Origin of the sequence: Clostridium sp. HV4-5-A1G, assembly GCF_900184915.1 — a bacterium.
Taxonomy (GTDB): domain Bacteria; phylum Bacillota; class Clostridia; order Clostridiales; family Clostridiaceae; genus Clostridium_B; species Clostridium_B aromativorans.
Genome location: NZ_FXYI02000058.1, coordinates 1 through 18253, shown reverse-complemented (window position 1 = coordinate 18253; position 18253 = coordinate 1). Strand labels below are relative to the sequence as shown.

Annotated in this window: 12 protein-coding genes; all 12 read right to left on the bottom strand. The window is 38.2% G+C overall.

The genetic code is table 11. The features are described from left to right. Window positions 1-178: 178 nt before the first annotated feature. A complete protein-coding gene (locus J5G60_RS08250; protein WP_150355578.1) occupies window positions 179-664 on the bottom strand; it encodes a ferritin family protein in 486 nt (161 codons plus the stop codon). A 120-nt stretch (window positions 665-784) separates the two neighbouring features. Next, window positions 785-1237, bottom strand: a complete 453-nt coding sequence (locus J5G60_RS08245; RefSeq protein ID WP_150355579.1) for a hypothetical protein — start codon at window positions 1235-1237, stop codon at window positions 785-787. Continuing rightward, window positions 1234-2043, bottom strand: coding sequence for a DUF3100 domain-containing protein (locus J5G60_RS08240; protein ID WP_150355580.1), 810 nt, complete (start codon window positions 2041-2043; stop codon window positions 1234-1236). The genes J5G60_RS08245 and J5G60_RS08240 overlap by 4 nt, the downstream gene beginning before the upstream one ends. Next, window positions 2037-3374: an amidohydrolase gene (locus J5G60_RS08235; protein ID WP_150355581.1), complete on the bottom strand. Its 1338-nt coding sequence runs from the start codon at window positions 3372-3374 to the stop codon at window positions 2037-2039. Before J5G60_RS08235 ends, J5G60_RS08240 begins: the two co-directional genes overlap by 7 nt. Before the next feature lie 317 nt (window positions 3375-3691). Beyond that, window positions 3692-5539 carry an ABC transporter ATP-binding protein gene (locus tag J5G60_RS08230; RefSeq protein WP_150355582.1) on the bottom strand — a complete coding sequence of 616 codons (1848 nt, stop codon included), beginning with the start codon at window positions 5537-5539 and terminating at the stop codon, window positions 3692-3694. Continuing rightward, window positions 5536-7761 (bottom strand): ABC transporter ATP-binding protein, encoded by a 2226-nt coding sequence (locus tag J5G60_RS08225; RefSeq protein WP_150355583.1) that lies wholly within the window; start codon window positions 7759-7761, stop codon window positions 5536-5538. The genes J5G60_RS08230 and J5G60_RS08225 overlap by 4 nt, the downstream gene beginning before the upstream one ends. A gap of 7 nt (window positions 7762-7768) precedes the next feature. After that, window positions 7769-8218 (bottom strand): MarR family winged helix-turn-helix transcriptional regulator, encoded by a 450-nt coding sequence (locus J5G60_RS08220; RefSeq protein ID WP_150355584.1) that lies wholly within the window; start codon window positions 8216-8218, stop codon window positions 7769-7771. Window positions 8219-8616: 398 nt separating this feature from the next. Beyond that, window positions 8617-11454, bottom strand: a complete 2838-nt coding sequence (locus J5G60_RS08215) for a SpaA isopeptide-forming pilin-related protein (protein ID WP_150355585.1) — start codon at window positions 11452-11454, stop codon at window positions 8617-8619. A 260-nt stretch (window positions 11455-11714) separates the two neighbouring features. Continuing rightward, a complete protein-coding gene (locus J5G60_RS08210; protein WP_190972144.1) occupies window positions 11715-12248 on the bottom strand; it encodes a collagen binding domain-containing protein in 534 nt (177 codons plus the stop codon). 32 nt (window positions 12249-12280) lie between these two features. Then, complete coding sequence (locus J5G60_RS08205; protein WP_150355587.1) at window positions 12281-13729, bottom strand: Ig-like domain-containing protein; 1449 nt, start codon at window positions 13727-13729, stop codon at window positions 12281-12283. A gap of 335 nt (window positions 13730-14064) precedes the next feature. Then, a complete protein-coding gene (locus J5G60_RS08200) occupies window positions 14065-15186 on the bottom strand; it encodes a response regulator (RefSeq protein WP_150355588.1) in 1122 nt (373 codons plus the stop codon). Window positions 15187-15217: 31 nt separating this feature from the next. After that, window positions 15218-18154 (bottom strand): ATP-binding protein, encoded by a 2937-nt coding sequence (locus J5G60_RS08195; protein ID WP_150355589.1) that lies wholly within the window; start codon window positions 18152-18154, stop codon window positions 15218-15220. Window positions 18155-18253 lie beyond the last annotated feature (99 nt).

Sequence of the window (18253 nt, the reverse complement as noted above, 5' to 3'; positions counted from 1 at the left end):
ATTTATTATTTTTTTCAGCTATATATTACTATATATATTTTTAGGCACAAGCAGGGATACAATCGTTTCCAATTTGTCTTAAAAAAAATCAAAAAATAAGATGCGTTACATAGAGAGTCATAATATTCTCTTCAACGCATCAAATTCTTCATATTTTCAATTTTATGATATAAACTTATCAATCTACTATATCCTTAAGTAATTTTGAAAAATATGCCACATGTCCTTTTTCTTCCTCTAATATAACGGACAGTATATCTTTTGCATCTTTTTTAGAAATTCCCTCATACATATGGGAATATACCTGAACCGTAAGTTCCTCCGTTTTAACTGCATGCTGTATAGCAGTTTTCAAATCCTTAAATGCATCCTCAGGCTGCTCGCTTTTATCAAAAACCCTGTCTTCAATAAGTCCCTTAAGATATCCAGACACTTCACTGTCCAGAAGATATTCGGATTCAATTTCTTTATTCTGAGAAATTTTATCATAAAGTTTTTGAAATTTTTCCTTGTGAACAAACTCCTGGCCTGCAGCAACTTTCAAAAATTTTTGAGTTTTGCCAGTGGTGTGGTTAATACCGTTAGTATAAAATTTATAGCCTTCTTCTTCCATCAATACAGCTATTTTAAGCATTTCAAGTATACTAAAACTATTGTTTGCCATCTACGCTTTCCCCCTTCTGATAATCATTTACCTTCTCTGCTTATAATATCACGTGAAGCACATATTTTCAAGATGGGGACTGACCCCCTTACAAAAAATGTAAGGGGGTCAGTCCCCATTCTATATTTTACCGGTAATTTTTAAAACAAATTGTGCAATTAAGGTTGCAAATACAAAAGTTCCGGTGTAAACAGTAAGGGCTACAATTACTATTTTCCAGCTCAGTTCTTTGAAAAGTTTTAAATCTTTTCCAAGAGATAGACCTGCAAAAGCCAAAACCGGTGTTGTAAGGGCCAGCATATTTACTTTGTCAAGATATTGCTTATCCAGATAGGCACCATAGGGATTGAGGGGGCATGTCACCAAAACAGCTACTATAGATACCCAAAATACCATAGGCAGATTAATTGGAATAATTTTTTTTATGATAATTCCAGCCAGAGTAATGCAAATCAATATGAGCATTCCAATAAATCCAACTCCTAAAGGCACTTTATCATTTATACTATTTCCAATAAGCGCAATTATTCCAACTCCCAATAAAATAACGGCTTCCTGAATAAATTTTTTCATTTTAATCTTCCCCCACTCTTTTTTCTATTTCTTCCAATTCTAGGCTGCAGCCAATCATAGAACTTATTTGCAACCGGTAGAGAGATAAATAAGGTAAAATATATTCCTATTATAGTAGTAAGTAAATTGGAAGCTGCTGAAAAGCTGGCTATTTCCTTGGCTTCTGATGGAAACACAGCTGCAATAGCGCCCGAAGCTGCTGCCATCATACTTCCGGATCCCACGCCTGAACCCATGGCAAGAGCCAGGGGATTGAATATCTTAAGAGATCCCATATAACCTGCAAGAAGCCCTATATAAGCTGCACCAAACAATGTTCCACAGATATATATCCCCATAACTCCACGGCCTTCGGGAGAATCCATGCCATATCTTTCTGAAATTATAGCAATGTTGGGCTCACGATCAATCGAAAAAGTAGCTCCTACAGCTTCACGTCCAAGTCCCAGCAAAACAGCAATTGGAAGGCCCAAAACAACGGTACCAAAGAAATGACCGAGCTCCTGAAAACAAAGTGCCCAGCCTGATTCTACGAGTGCAACAATAGAAGGTCCCATTGTAGCACCTATTTTAGCTACGAACAGTATTACAGCAATTCCCATAATCTCATTTGACAAACTCATTTCTTTATCAGAAATAATCTTCAATTTGGGAAGACTTATAATAAGCCCCATGATCAGGGCAAAGAGCATGGGCAAAAATACCAGATATCCAGGTCCAAACTTAATTTTCTTCTCTCCTATGAGCTCGGCTATTACAACCAATATAAAAGCCAATACAAAAATTTTGACGTACTTTTTTAACATTTTTCCCCTCCTATTACTTTATTGAATCCATTTAAAATTTTTAAATATTCTTCCTTGGACAATTGAGGTTTAAAATTCTTGATTACGTCTTTACCTTTTTCTGCACTGCCGGCCAGCAGATCTACTATGAGCATTGCAAATAACTTTGCAGGAAGTACACAGGCCGCATAATAATCTTCCACATTAAAATCTTTTTCATGGAGGCTGCCGCTGACTCCACCTATATAAGGGTGTATACTTGGAATCAATTGAGATACGTCACCCATGTCTGTAGAAGCAAAAAAATGTCCTCCTTCCAGCACACCGCTTTCAGGTAAAAGTTCACTGCAATTTCGCCTGTACATATCATTTAATTCCTGTGAACATTCAAGAGGCAAATATCCCGGTATGGTCCTGATAACAGTTTTTGCACCCACTGCATCTCCCCCGGCTTTAAGTGCCCTGTCAACTTTTTCATTTGTCTTCACCATGGCATCTATAGTCCTTGCACGAACATAACTTTCAATTCTGACATCATCGGGAACACTGTTTACTACATCTCCACCTTTTGTAATAATAGGATGAAATCTTATATAATCTTCGTCTTTAAAAGTTTCTCTAAGGGCATTTACGCCCATAAGCCCAATCATTGCAGCATTTAATGCATTTATCCCCTGTTCTGGTGCCTCAGCTGCATGGGCTGCCTTTCCTATATACTGTATGGTTTTGGCTAAAAATCCATTACTAGATTTTCCCAAAAGTACAGTAGGATTTGGACAATTTTTCATGGAATGCATCATCATGGCTATATCTACATCGTCAAATTCACCTTGATATATGAGTTCCTGTTTTCCACCTAAAAAATGAATTTTTCCCTGCTGTATTAGCTTTTGTCTGTAGGCAAATTCAATACATTCTTCCGATGGCACTGCCATAAAAGTCACATTCCCATTTAATTTATCTGCAATTCCAGATAACTTCAAACCTATAGCCGAGCCAATCAAAGCTCCCAACTGCAGATGATGTCCGCAGGTATGAGCCGCCCCTGTTTCAGGATCTGTATTTTTATTTCCCCTGCATATGACTGCATCCAACTCTCCGAGAACAGCTACATTTATACCATCATGCCCATCCTTCAATTTTGCCTTTACTCCAGTAATAGCCAGTCCATCTCTATGCTTCAGGCCTATGCTGTCAAAAATATCCCTTACCTTTTTAGATGTCTTTTCTTCTTTAAATCCCAGCTCTGGTTCTTTCTCCACAGATTTTGAAAAGTCTATTATCTTTCCGGAATTGGCATCGATAGTTTTACATACCAGCTGCTTTAACTTTTCAATTTCTTCAGTGCTCATATAAAATAGCCTCCCAATCTTTTTTTATATATTTGCTGCCAAATTCATCATGAATATTAAAAATACATTTATTCATAATTGTTTGAGTATGGCGGATATGCAGTATTTGAAATATGTCCGTCATATATGAAAATTTACAAATATATATAGGCATATTTTATTACTAAGTAGTATTTTTGTCAAAATTTTTGTTAAAATAATTAAAATACTTTAGTATATAGATAAGTACACATTATACAGTAAATTCAAAAAACTGCATAAAGTTAAAATTAATAAGGCCAAGAAAGTCTACTGAAACTTTTCTCGACCTTATTAATTTACGCAGTTTCAAACTGACTGTTGTAGAGATCTGCATACACTCCGTTCTTTTTAAGAAGTTCAACATGCTTTCCCTGCTCAACAATATCACCGTGATCCATGACAAGTATCAGGTCGGCATCACGGATCGTAGAAAGGCGGTGGGCAATTATAAAACTTGTACGGCCTTTCATGAGATTATCCATGGCCTTTTGAATCTGCAATTCCGTACGGGTATCCACAGAGCTCGTAGCCTCATCCAAAATAAGTATCCTGGGATTTGCAAGTATTGCCCTTGCAATGGTGAGCAGCTGTTTCTGTCCCTGGGATACATTTGAAGTTTCTTCATTCAGTATCATATTGTATCCATCTGGCAGAGTGTGAACAAAGCTGTCCACATGGGCCGCCTTTGCTGCTGAAACAACTTCTTCATCAGTTGCACCAATACGTCCGTAACGAATGTTCTCCATTATACTGCCATTGTAAAGCCATGCATCCTGAAGCACCATGCCAAATATGGATCTGAGATCCTTTCTCGTAAAAGTCCTTATATCATGGCCGTCCACAAGAATCTGTCCGGCATTTATATCGTAGAAGCGCATGAGAAGTTTAATGATTGTAGTTTTACCAGCTCCCGTAGGGCCTACGACTGCAATTCTCTGACCGGGCTTAACAGAAGCTGAAAAATTATTTATAACAATTTTATCCGGATCATATCCAAAATGAACATTCTTAAATTCTACATGACCCCGTATATTTTCAGGTTTAACTGCATCAGAAGTTTCAGGAGTTTCCTCTTCCTCCTCCAGGAATTCAAAAATACGCTCCGCTGATGCTGCTGTCTGCTGAAGTATATTTGAAATATTGGCAATCTGTGAAATAGGCTGGGTAAAGGATCGAACATACTGGACAAATGCCTGAATATCACCTACTTCAATAGCCTTCTTTGCTGCCAGCCAACCTCCCAAAATACATATTGCAACATACCCCAGGTTGCCTACAAAGTTCATCATGGGCATCATTATACCAGATAAAAACTGAGATTTCCAGGCTGATCCGAAAAGCCTTTTATTCATCCTGTCAAATTTTTTAATACTGTCTTTTTCACCATTGAAGGCCTTCATCACAATATGACCGCCATACATCTCTTCCACATGTCCATTTAAATTTCCAAGGTAGTCCTGCTGCTGTTTGAAATACTTCTGTGAATATTTAACAATGAGCATTATGAGTCCCAGAGATACGGGAATTATACAGAGTGCCACAAGGGTCATCTGCCAACTTATACTGAACATCATAACCAGCACTCCTAAAACCATGGTAACAGAAGTGATGATCTGTCCTAAACTCTGATTAAGAGTCTGACTTAAAGTATCCACATCATTGGTAACCCTGGACAGTACCTCACCATGATTCGTCCTGTCAAAATATTTTAAAGGCATACGATTGATTTTCTCCGAAATATCCTTTCTGAATTTATAGCTTATCTTCATGGACACTCCGGACATTATCCAACCCTGAACGTAGGCGAACAATGAACCAATCGTATATAAGACTGCCAGCAGCACAATTATTCTCCCTATATAGGCAAAATCTATATTTCCGGTACCAGATATCTTTGCCATAACACCTTCAAATAATTTGGTGGTAGCTTTTCCCAGTATCTTAGGTCCCACTATGGAAAATACAGTACTTGCAACGGCAAAAATAACTACAACAGCAATTGATATCTTATATATACCCAGGTAACCCATGAGTTTTTTCATAGTACCTTTAAAGTTGTGGGCTTTTTCCCCGGCAATTATCATACCTCTCGGTCCCCTATTTTTCCTTAAAGAAGGTTTCCGTCTGTTATTGTGTTCACTCATGCCAATTCCTCCTTAGACAGCTGTGATAATGCGATTTCCCTATAGGTTTCACATTCCTCCATTAATTCACCATGGGTGCCAATTCCAACTATCTCTCCCTTTTCAAGCACTACTATCTGCTGCGCATTCTTGATTGTGGAAATACGCTGGGCAACTATAAGAATGGTGCTTGACTCTGTCTCGGTTTTAAGAGCCTTTCTAAGAGCAGAATCGGTCTTAAAATCAAGTGCGGAAAAACTATCATCGAATATATAGATCTTCGGCCTTTTCACGAGGGCACGGGCAATAGACAGCCTCTGCTTCTGTCCTCCCGATACATTTGAACCTCCCTGGGAAATTTCACTTTCAAATCTTTCCGGTTTTTCATCAATAAATTCTTTCGCCTGGGCAATTCTCGCCGCTTCTTCCATATCACTGTCCGACGCACTATCTCTGGCATATTTCAAATTGGATTCAATAGTACCTTTAAACAATGCACCTTTCTGGGGTACATAACCAATTAGATCTCTAAGCTCACGCTGTGCAACTTTTCTTATATCAATTCCATCGATAAAAATCTGTCCCCCGGTTACATCATAAAAACGCGGCACCAAATTGACAAGAGTGGATTTACCTGAACCGGTGGAACCAATAAAGGCTGTTGTCTGACCTGGAAGAGCCTTAAAGCTTATGTTCTTTAATACATCTTTTTCTGCACCTTCATATCTGAAAGAAACATTTTTAAATTCTATAACACCTTTAACTTCATCAGGAAAGTGCAGGGGCTTTTCTGGATCTACAATGGAGGGCTTTACTTCCAGAACTTCATTGACTCTCTGGGCAGATACCGAGGCCCTTGGTATAAGAATAAACATAAAGGACATCATGAGAAAGGCAAATATAATCTGCATGGCATACTGCATGAATGCCATCATATCTCCCACCTGCATACTTGAACTTGCAATCTGATGCGCACCAACCCAGACTATGAGTATTGTGACACCATTCATTATGAGCATCATGGCTGGAAACATGGCAGACATGACACGATTTATAAACAAGTTTGTATCTGTCAGTTCCTGATTTGCCCTATCAAATCTTTTCTCTTCAAACTTTTGAGTATTAAATGCCCTTACCACCATCATTCCAGACAGATTTTCACGGGTAATGAGATTCAATTTATCTACCAGTTTCTGCACAATTTTAAATTTTGGGAAGGCAACTGCAAATATGCTGCCGATTAAGCCCAATAGAATCACCACCGCCAGGGCAATGATCCAGGTCATGGAAGTACTCTTGCTTAAAACCTTCAAAACTCCCCCCACACCTAAAATAGGTGCATATATAAGCATTCTCACTGCAAGAAAAACAACCAGCTGTATCTGGGTGATGTCGTTGGTAGTTCTTGTTATAAGCGATGCTGTTGAAAATCTATTGAATTCCTCACTGGAAAAGCTCTCCACTTTGGTAAACAGATCTCTACGCAAATTTTTTGATAATCCCGCTGCAATTCTAGCCCCTATAAGCCCTACCGCAATGGTACAGACTGCACCAAGCAGAGAAATTAGAAGCATGATTACACCCATATGGACAATATATCTGCTCTGAATTTTATCAGTATTCATTCCTATTTTCTCATATTCATCCCTGATTGAGGCCGATGAGGCCTGTATTATCATGCTGTCACCCATTGAAGTAAATTTTTTATTCATACTTTCACTTATTTTCAGCCGCTGCGTTTCAGGGAGTTTTGAAAACAGTGCAAATAGATCCGTATTTGCAGGTATCTTCTGCCCGTTAAAATTTATAACTCCATTTCCTGCACTATCTTTAATTTTTTCCACACCGGAAACAGCCAGGAAGGCCTTTCCCATTACAGGATTCATCCTGTCAATCTGCGGCTCATCTATATTTTTTAAAACATACAGGGGTTCACTTTCAAGTCCTGGATAATCCTTGAGATATCCACTGTAATTGAGGCTGGATTTATTCACAAATGTATAATTTTTTAAGATCTGCTGTCTATCATTTTCATTCATAAATACTAAAAGTCTGTTCATTTCACTTTCTCTCACTGCTTTCGGCACTGCATTTTCGATACCGCTCTGCTGTATTCCTACATTTACAATATTAGACATGTAGTCCGGCAGGGCAAGATCACACATTGCCTGTATGAAAAGTAAAATTACTGCACTTATAACAAGCACAATAAACGGCTTCAGGTATTTCATCAATTTAAGCATTATGTCTTCACTCCCCATTCATTTTCTGTCTATTCATTACTTTTTCCAATGTATACAACCCCCTGCTTATTATATCCATTTCCTCCGGGGTAGCCACATCTATCATGGATTGAAATATCCTATCAACTTCCTCATGCTTTGCATCAGCGATCTTTTTAAATTCGGGAGTAACACTCACATAGACTATTCTTCTGTCCTCCCTGCTCCTGGTTCTTTTTACAACATTTTGTCTCTCCAGTCTATCGATAATTCCCGACACAGTGCTATTGGACAAACTCATCTTTTCACCCAGATCACTTATCTTCATTTTTCCATGACGCATAAGATTCATCACCACAAACAATTGTGGTCCAGTTAGATTAAGTTCCTTAAACCGCCTCCCCATAATCCTGTGTGCATTCTTCATCACCCTTTTTATTGTTCTAAGCAGCTTTATTCCATCTTCTACATCGCTCATGTCCTCTCTTCCTTTCAGAATATTCTTATGTTTCGCATAAAAATATTTCGTATGCAAAATATATTTTACTGCATTGTCCTGTTCTAGTCAAATATTTTTTTATAAGTTCAAAATTTGAAGCAAAAAATTAAGAGTGAAAAATCTTCATTAATTTTTCACTCTTCACTGAAAACTTTCAACTATCAATGTCAACCTTTAAGTTGTTTTATATATTCAGTTATGGCATTATCTTTTTCCAGGTATTTTAGGTAAAGTCCAGCTCCCTTTTTTAATGTTTTAAGATAAATCCTTTCAGGCATGTATCTGCAGATCATGACCTGTTTATAAAAATGTATTATATAAAAGATGGTGCTTCCCAATATCCCGGGAAACACCATCTTCCTGTCACTTAATTTCGCCTAGATGTTTTTTTCTGATCTTTTACTTCTCATCATCATCCAGATCCCTGCAAGAACTGCCATCATTCCAATTACCAGCAGTACTGCAGTATCTACCATACTCCCCGTTTTAGGAAGTCCCTTGGAAATATTTTCAGACGGAGTTCCGCCTGGATTGCTGGGATTAGGAGTTCCTCCCGGATTGTTCGGATTCGGGGTCCCTCCCGGATTGTTCGGGTTTGGAGTTCCACCTGGATTGTTCGGATTCGGGGTCCCTCCCGGATTATTCGGATTCGGGGTTCCCTTTTCATCCACTACGGTAAACTGATATGTCTTCGAAGAATCCACATTGACACTCAATGTCTTCCCGTTCAAATCATATCCGGCAGGTGCCGCTGTCTCTTTGATAGTGTAGCTTCCATAAACCACATTGTCAAATCTTGCAATTCCGTCCTGCCCGCTGACTGCCGAGGCCGTTTCCACACCGCTGTTGTACAGTGTGAATTTGGCTCCGCTGAGTGGATTTCCGCTGGCATCTGTCTTCTTCACTTCAATGGAGGCTGCATTTTTAGTATCTTTCACAGTTCCGATGTCATAGGTCTTGCTCATGTTTATTTCCACAGGAATTACCTGGGAAGAAAGCACATATCCTGCAGGAGCTGTGGTTTCCTTCACAGTGTATTTCCCCGGCTGTACTTTGGTAAACCGGGCAGTTCCGCCGGCATCTGTAGTTGCAGTCTGAACCGGATTGCCGCTGTCATTATAGAGTGTAAATACCGCACCGCTCAAAGCATTTCCGCCATCGTCGGTTTTCTTCACACTTATGGTTCCCTGAATACCTACACTGCCGCCGCCCGGAATCTTCGTATCTGAAAGGCTGTATACACCCGTTCCAGCATCTCCTTCAGGTCTTGCATATACAGTGCTTCCGTCAGCAGTTATACTTGCATCCAGCACTTTGGATGAAAGGTAATATCCTGGAGGTGCTTCAGTTTCCTTTATTACATAGCTGCCATACTCGATATTGCTAAATATCACATTGCCAGTTGTAACAGCTGCACCCTCTGCATCATCTGCACCGCTTGCTGCAGTCAAATCCTTGCCGTCAGCATCCTTCACCGCTGTAAGAGTTTTACCGTCATCACCAATTCTGTAAAGTGTGAATACCGCACCTTTAAGAGGATTTCCACTCTGATCTGTCTTTTTGAACTGTATGTTTCCCCTTATCTTGTTGTCGAAAAGTACACTTGAAGGATTTCCATCTGCATCATTATACACAGCATCTACAGTCTTTCCATTGTCATTATCTCCTATAGCCGCAGTCAGTACCTTATCAGAAGGATTGTAACCTGTTGGCGGAGCGATCTCTTTTATATAATAGGTACCATATGGAACATTAGAAAATGTAACACGTCCATTCTCTTCGCTAGCTGCAGTTACACTCTTGCCCTGGGAATCTTTAACAGCATCATTGCAACTTGAATCTTTATACAGCCCAAATACTGCTCCGTTTAATCCCGCCTCATCTGCATCTTCTCCAGTTTTGGTGAACTGTATATTGCCTCTGATAACGGTGTCCCTGTAATTGTAAGTTGCCTGACTACTGTCACTTCCATCAAATTTAAACACTCCATCTTGAGAGTCATAATTGTTTTGATCACTTTTATTAAGCTGGAATTTATATTCCGTGCTATTGAGGTTATACCCTGTAGGAGCCGTTATTTCTTTAATATAATAATCTGTGTCATACAAAAGTCCATCAAAAACAACAGAACCATCATTTACTGTAGCTGAAGAAGTTGCCTTGACGTTTCCGTACTGATCCAGAAGTTGGAATACTGCCCCGCTTAACGGCTGGGAATTATCACTATCGGACTTTACAATTTTGATGCTTACCGGTGTGCCAGTTACCCAGACACTTCCGCTGACATACTTTACATATCCAGAATCATTTGTGGAATTATAAGTCTTTCCCTTAAATGTAACAGAATTCGCATAGGTACCATTTTCAGTAACATTGGTTACAAATTTAAGTACAAAAGGCTTATTATCCGAATCATCCGGAAAAGTAAATTCAAATAACCTGGTATCAGGATCATACTTCACGTTATCCTTGGTAAGCTTTATCTTATCTCCAATTGGACTGAGAGTTCCATCAGAAGAATTTACCGTAGCATTATATAATTCTACGGAATCCGTATTTAATGACAGTCCTTCCTGTAAAGTATCACTTATAATTGCATTGGACAAATCTACAACATTATTGGGAGCTATGTCCAATGTCCAGTTAATATAGGACTTACCATCAGGATGATCGGCAGTTTTAGTGACTATCGGATTGCTAATGGTTTGACTGCCTGAATCCGTTACTGTGCCATATATTCCCTCTCCAGTTATATAAGCACTATTTGTTACCTCAGGATTTCCCGGAGTAGTAAAAATACTTAAATCTACAAGCTCCGTCTGAAACATTATAGTATAGGTATTACTATTGGAAGAATCGGGAAATTTATAAGTGAGAGTTCCATTATTTCCGGAATCCCCAATTTTTCCTGCTGAACTATCATCAATTGGCTGCGGTTCATTAAAACTTCCCCCCGCAGAAGTGCTGGGAGTTGCACTGTCTAGATCTCCTGAATAATTTCCGTCTATTATTTTTGCAGAACCAGAAACATACTTCAAACCCTTTGGAATATTATCAGTTACAACAGCACCGGTTACAGACATCTTATTATCATTTATCAGTATTTTCCAGGTTATCAGTTTAGAGTTATAATCATATCCTGCACCTGATTTGTCAATTACATTACTTTTTACATCTACAGATCCATTGGCATTTTCGTCTATTACACCGGGCACTTTAATGTTGGCAGCATTAGTATATTTTTTACTGGAATTTGCCTGATAATCACCCTTTTCAACTACCTGCGTCTTAAAGGTTATATTATAAGTTTTATTAAAATCGCTAGTAAAGGTATAAATAATCTGATTATCCGATAATGTAGTAAACGCTCCATTTGAACTATCATCTATACTTGCAGAACCAGATACATAAGTCTGATCTACAGGAATAGTGTCCGTAACAACTGCACCGGCAGGAACAGTCGTCTTATCACCATTTATAGTAATTGTCCAGGTAATAATACCGCTGATGCATCATATGACCCGCTTTTGCTGATGATACTGGTGGGTACAGGAACAGTACCAGTACCAGGAGTTCCTTTTCCAGTACCACTCTCATCCAATATACCGCTTCCGTTTATATAGGCAGTGTTAATATATTGATTGTCCTTTTCGTTATTGTGATTGTAGACTTCCGGATTTACAGCAGTCGAAAATTTAATAACCCTGGGGCCCGTTATTTTCCCCAGGCTATGACTAAATGTACTTTCAGTTGCATAATCCGTAAAAGTATAAGAAACTGTTGTAGGTGCAGCAGCATCAGCACTCTCAGAGGTATCTCCTACTTTTATAGTTTCGGGATCCAGTTTCAGCCCGGCGGGAATAGTATCAGTGACCACTGCATTGTCAATTGTCCTTCCACTTTCATTTACAGTGATTGTCCAGTTAATTTTCTTATTAGCTTCGTCGTAAGTTCCAGTTTTACTTATCAGTTTTACAGGTACAGACACTGTAGCAGGTAAAGAAGGCAAAATAATAGGATTATTAATATCTTCTCCATATTTTAAAGTAGCTTCATTACTATAAGTATCGTACCCTGACCTTTGGCAGCCAGATCATCATGTATACTGGTCTTGAAAGTTATAATCTGCTGCTTTGTTATATTGACCAAGTTAAAAGTCAACTTTTCAACTCCGTCTGTATCAGTATATGCATTTACGTCAGGTACACTTTGGGATGGATTATTACCATCTTGAATAGTAATAGAGCCGCTGACAAATTTTTGTCCTTCATTTTTATTAATGGTATCTTCCACTACAGCATTGGCCACATTGACATTTTCCTTGTTTACTGTTATTGTCCATGTGATTTCATCAGTTGCTGGATCATAATGCCCACTTTTTACAATTGTTGGTGATGGCTGGTCAAAGTCTATATTTACAGTAGTACTTCCCACACCAGGAACGGTAAATTCAATTGGAACCGGGTTATTTGTCCCTATTTCATCCTTGTTAAAATAGCAGGCTGCAGAAAGTCCTCCAGTAACACCTTTATAGCTATTTACAGCATCTGTAAATGTAAATCTGACTACATTTCCAGTTTCTATAGAGATATCAGCCAGTGTATTTCCACCATAATCAATTTGACTAGGCAAAGATGCACTTGTAATCTCAATTTGTTTTGGTATTGAAATATCATAATAATCACCAGCAGTAACAGTTACATCATCAGGAATTCCCCATGTATAATTAACATGGACTTCTGAATCTTTAGGGACATCAACATCATCATCCAATTTATTGCCATCCTTGTCAGTCAAGCCGCTGAATCCCGTAATAAAATGAAATGAATCTGTGATATCACTGCCAGTAGTTGTATCGGCAGATGCTGAAACATCACCTGGAGAAACTGTCTGCCCAATTGTGCTGGAAGAGCTAGTATCCTCTGATGACGTATCCTGCTTGAAATTCACCGTCACAGGACTTTGTCCATCAATTTTAAAATCAATGGATGCAGGATTTTCTGTTCCCACTTTATCTTCATCGAATCCGGCGGATATGGCAAAACTGCCAATTACATCAGAATCAGAAGCTGCTGTGCCATTGAAAGTAATCAATGCCTTATCTGATGTATCCACATCCAGACTTGCTATTGTATTGCCGTTAGAATCTTTAATGCCCTCTGTCTGTTCACTTGAGATCTTAATCTGCTCAGGAAGCTGCAGTTTGTAGGTATCCCCCTTATTTACAATTGTACCTCCCGGGATTAAGAATTTATAGTTTACATTAACTGCCGAACTTTTGTCCACATTTTCTGCTTTACTGATATCATTTCCCTTTTCGTCTGTAAGGGTGACTCCGGTTATAAATTTAAATGTACCTGTAAGATCTACAGGAGCTGCCGGATTTGAGCTTTCATCTGCCTTTACACTTCCTATGGGGCCAAATGATGAAAATATCTGCAGCACAAACAATATTGCCACTGCAATTGATGAAAATTTTTTCTTTTTCATTTTCTCCCTCCTTTCTGAAATAAAAATATAGACCCTTACAATAATAAAAATAAAGTTTTTTGGATTATGATTTTATAACTTTACTGCTTTATTGTTCAAAGAGCCCTATAAAGTAAGAACAGATACTAATTAGTATTCATTTTTACTTTATCTTTTTAATAATACTCTATTCTTGTCACATAAACTTCACAAATCACTCACAAATTACTCACAAAAAAGATGGGAGCTCCCGGTTTAAAAGATCTGCCATCTTTTTTAATAAATTACTTGCAGTGTAAAATTATAGTTAAAAGTGCTTTGACCTTTAACTTCATTCAGATTGTGATTTGAACTTCCTACAATTTTATAAGCAGACTTTTATAGAGCTTCAAGGTTGATTCTTTAGGCTTTATGTGGAGCTCCTTCTGGAACAAATCACTTAATTTTTTATAGTGTCTTACCAGAGCTGTCTTATTTCCCATATAAAAATAAATCTGCATCATGAGATCATGGGCCTCCTCGTCAAAAGAATTTGCCGCAATTGCCTTTTTCAAATATTCCTCTGATTTACTGTAAATTTTCATCTTCATATAATATCTGGCTATATTTTTGGTGCTTAGGGAATAGTATCTCACCAGTTTTTCATTTAGTTCCATATCCCATAGATAATCGTCATTTCCAAAAAGCACTCCCTTATAAAGTGCCGTATTTTTTTCCCAGTCACCTATATTCCTGTCATCAACCGAGGAATTATTTTCAATAAAACTTTCGAATTCCCAGCTGTCACAGTAAAAACTTTCAAAATCCATTCCATATTTTCCATTTTCACAGTATACTGTATTTTCTATTTCTGCTTTATTGAGGACAGTTTTTAACCTGTATATGGTACTGTACAGGTTGTGTTCAGCTTTTTTAGAATGGAATTTGGGCCAGAGTATGTCACAAAGCTCCCATTTACTTGTGCACTTTCCCTTCTTATGTACAAAATATGCAAACAGCTCCTGTACCTTTGAAGTGGACCATCTGGTGATTTCCCTTCCGGAACTGCCGTATACCCTGAAGGATCCCAAAATAAACATTTTGTTCTTTTTGTCATCTTCAGAGCTTTTCACTGCTGCATGCCGGTTTTTAAGAAGCCTGTCTACTGTTGCATTTAAATCCTCTTCCGTAATGGGTTTTAAAATATAGTTTACCGCATCTACCTTAAATGCATCCAGAGCATATTTTTCATAGACGGTTACAAAAACTATCTGGATATCTTCATTGAAATTTTTTATTTTTCTCGAAAGTTCAATGCCATCCATAAAGGGCATCTCCACATCTACAAAAACAACATCCGGCAAAAGTCCCGGTATACCTTCCATGGCCTCCCTGGAATCAGTGTACTGCCCCACTATTTCAAGATGCCTGTTTCTGCCGATAACCAGCTTCATCAGCTCCAGTATAGGCCTTTCATCCTCTACAATTACAGTTCTCATCAATTATCCCCCCGCAAGACATATAAATTATTCATAAACTTTTAATAAACATATCAACAATTGTTCCTTTTCCCTCAATACTGTGTATATCTATATCTCCCTTTTGAAGTTTTCTAATTCTCCTGCTGATATTTGAAAAACCAACCCCATTATTGTAAACTTCACTATTTCTAAGTTCCTCAAGTTTCTCATCATTCATGCCAATACCGTTGTCCTTTACTGAAATATGAATTGTATTTTTTTCCTTACTGGCAGAAACATATACGGTTCCGCCTTCCCTTTTCCCCAGGAGGCCGTGCTTTACAGCATTTTCCACTAAGGGCTGAATGCAGAGGACGGGGACTTTTTCTCCCATAATCTGATGCTCAACGTCATATTCGATGTGAACCTTGTCGCCAAAACGTACCTTCCCTATTTTAATATAGGCATCCACCATTTCAAGCTCATGCCTTAATGGTACAAGCATCATCTTATTGTCTATATCAAAATTTAATCTGAGATATCTGCTGAAATCGGTGAGGAGCTGCGCTGCCTTTTCTCCATCGGTATAACAAAAGGAAATTATGGTGCTTATGGTATTGTACAGAAAATGCGGCTTTATCTGTGCCTGAAGAAAAGCCATCTCATTTTTCAGCGCATCTTCCATGAATTTTTTCAGCTGAATCAGTGTCCTCACCCTGGCAGTGATTTCCCTTTCCTCAAAAGGCTTGGTTATAAAATCATTGGCCCCTGCCTCAAAACCCAGGAACAGATCATAATTCACGTCTTTCAAGGTGGATATGAGTATGGGAAGTTCTATAAGAGAGTATTTTTCCCTGATCTTCCTGCATACATCTATACCGGAAATTCCCGGCATCATAACATCAAGAAGTACCAGGTCCACTTTATTGTCTTCTACTTTTTTCAAGGCCTCTTCTCCCGAGAGTGCAGTTAAAATATTATATCCTTCCCTGTAAAATATGTTGAGGGCCGTCTGTACATTGAATATTTCATCATCTACTATCAAAATAGTGCCTTCATTTTTTCTGCCCTGTACTGTATCAGAATAATCTGTAGAAGACAGGCTGTGGAAATACTCTTCATTCCTCTTCCTGTTCTCCTCATAGACATCATTTTTTTCTTTTGAAACCGGCAGTGAAAACACAAAACGGCTTCCCCTGCCCTTCTCCGACCAGTCCAGATATATTTCACCCTTCATGAGTTCCACCAGCTGTTTTGTTATATACAAACCCAGCCCGATGCCCTCTGGATTCAAAGATTCATAGGGCATAAAAACCTTATGCTGCTTGTCCTCAGGTATTCCTGGGCCTGTATCCTCCACCGACACATATACCATGTCACCTTTTCTGCTGCAGCTTATCTTTATAGTACCTTTGTCCATATTTTTTACAGCATTGCCCACCAGATTGAATATCACCTGCTGTATCCTGCTCTCATCTGCCTTTACCAATACCTCTTCCCTTATATTGTTGATGATATTTATGTTTTTCTTCTGTAATATGTACTTGTAGCTTTCCACCACTATACTCGCACAGACTTTTACATCCACCGTGCATATGCTTATCTTCAGCTGTCCATTTTTCAGCAAAGTTATGTCCAGTGTGTCATTTACGATATTTGTCAGCTTCAAAGCCATATCTTTCAGTATTATTATATCTTTGACATTTTCATCTTTCATATAACCGCTGTTCTCTTTGATTATGGTCTCAGTTATGTTGATTATTCCATAGAGGGGAGCTTTGAGTTCATAAGAAGTCCTGGCAATAAACTCATTCTTCACCTTATCCATTCCTATGAGCTCCCCCGACATTTTTTCCATATTTTTATAGGCATTCAAAAACCCATTGGATAAAATAGTAAATAAAAGTACCATAGATCCGCAGAGTGCTGCAGAACCCACAAGTTTGGTGCTTGTCAGATTCAATTCATATAAAAAATTATTCACCAGGCAAATACTGATACATATTATAGCCTCCAGAAAAAGGCCGGCTTCTTTTTTATTCATGGAACCACAGGTATCCTTTATGTTCATAACCGTAAGTTTTAAAATTATCATGATCAGAAACGCCGTGATAACTATATATTTGGGTAAATCCAGGTACATGTACACAGGATAGCTGACAGTTAAAACTACCAGTACATAAACTATACTTATCACATTGACAGCTTTGACAGTGATTTTTGACAATATGTTTTTGTTGAATTCCCTTATAATCCAGGCCAGGGATGCTATAGTCAGTATTACTGCCATTTTCTTAATCTTACATTCCAATTCAAATGGAATGACCGGGAATAACTGTACAAGCAGTTTCTCTCCATTAAAAAGCAGGTCGACGGCAAAGGACAGAAAGCTTATTCCAAGGTATAAAAAACTTTTGTCCTTTTTCCATGCGGCATATACATACAAGCTATAAACGGCAAGCAAAAACATCAATATGGTTCCCGCCAGTTCAATGGAAGAATTGGTAGTAGTCATGAAGCTGATATTTTTTTGAAGTCCGAAGCATATTTTATACAATGTGCCCTTAAGAGGATACCCAAAATTGGCAGACTGGATAATTATTTCAGCTCTACTTCCCTGAATATTAAAATATGTATCATAAGGAATCATTCCAGCATGGTATCCATTATTTTTTTCAGCAGGGTTTCCACTGAAGCCCCTTAAAATTCCATTTACAAATAATTTATTGCTCGTCCGCACATTCTCAAGTTTAAGTCCAAATACTTTATCGGAAGGTTTTACTTTCACAACTAACCTGTAAGTTCTCACTCCTTTGGGTTCCATAAATTTATTATTTTTATCATTTTGCCTGGTGGAAGTAAGTTTGATATATCCTGTCAATCTTGGCTTTACACTGCTTTTTCTTGTAAAATTTTCTGGAGCAAGCAATTGATGATCATACAGCTCCCACTGTCCATCAAGATTTACAGGACCGTTTTTCTTAAAATTCCACTTTGAAAGATCCATTTTTCCACCAAGTGCAGGATTAGGTTTTTTGATGGAGATTACATCTGAAAATGTAAATTATATTACCTTAAATTTGATAATATTAAATTTATAATTAAC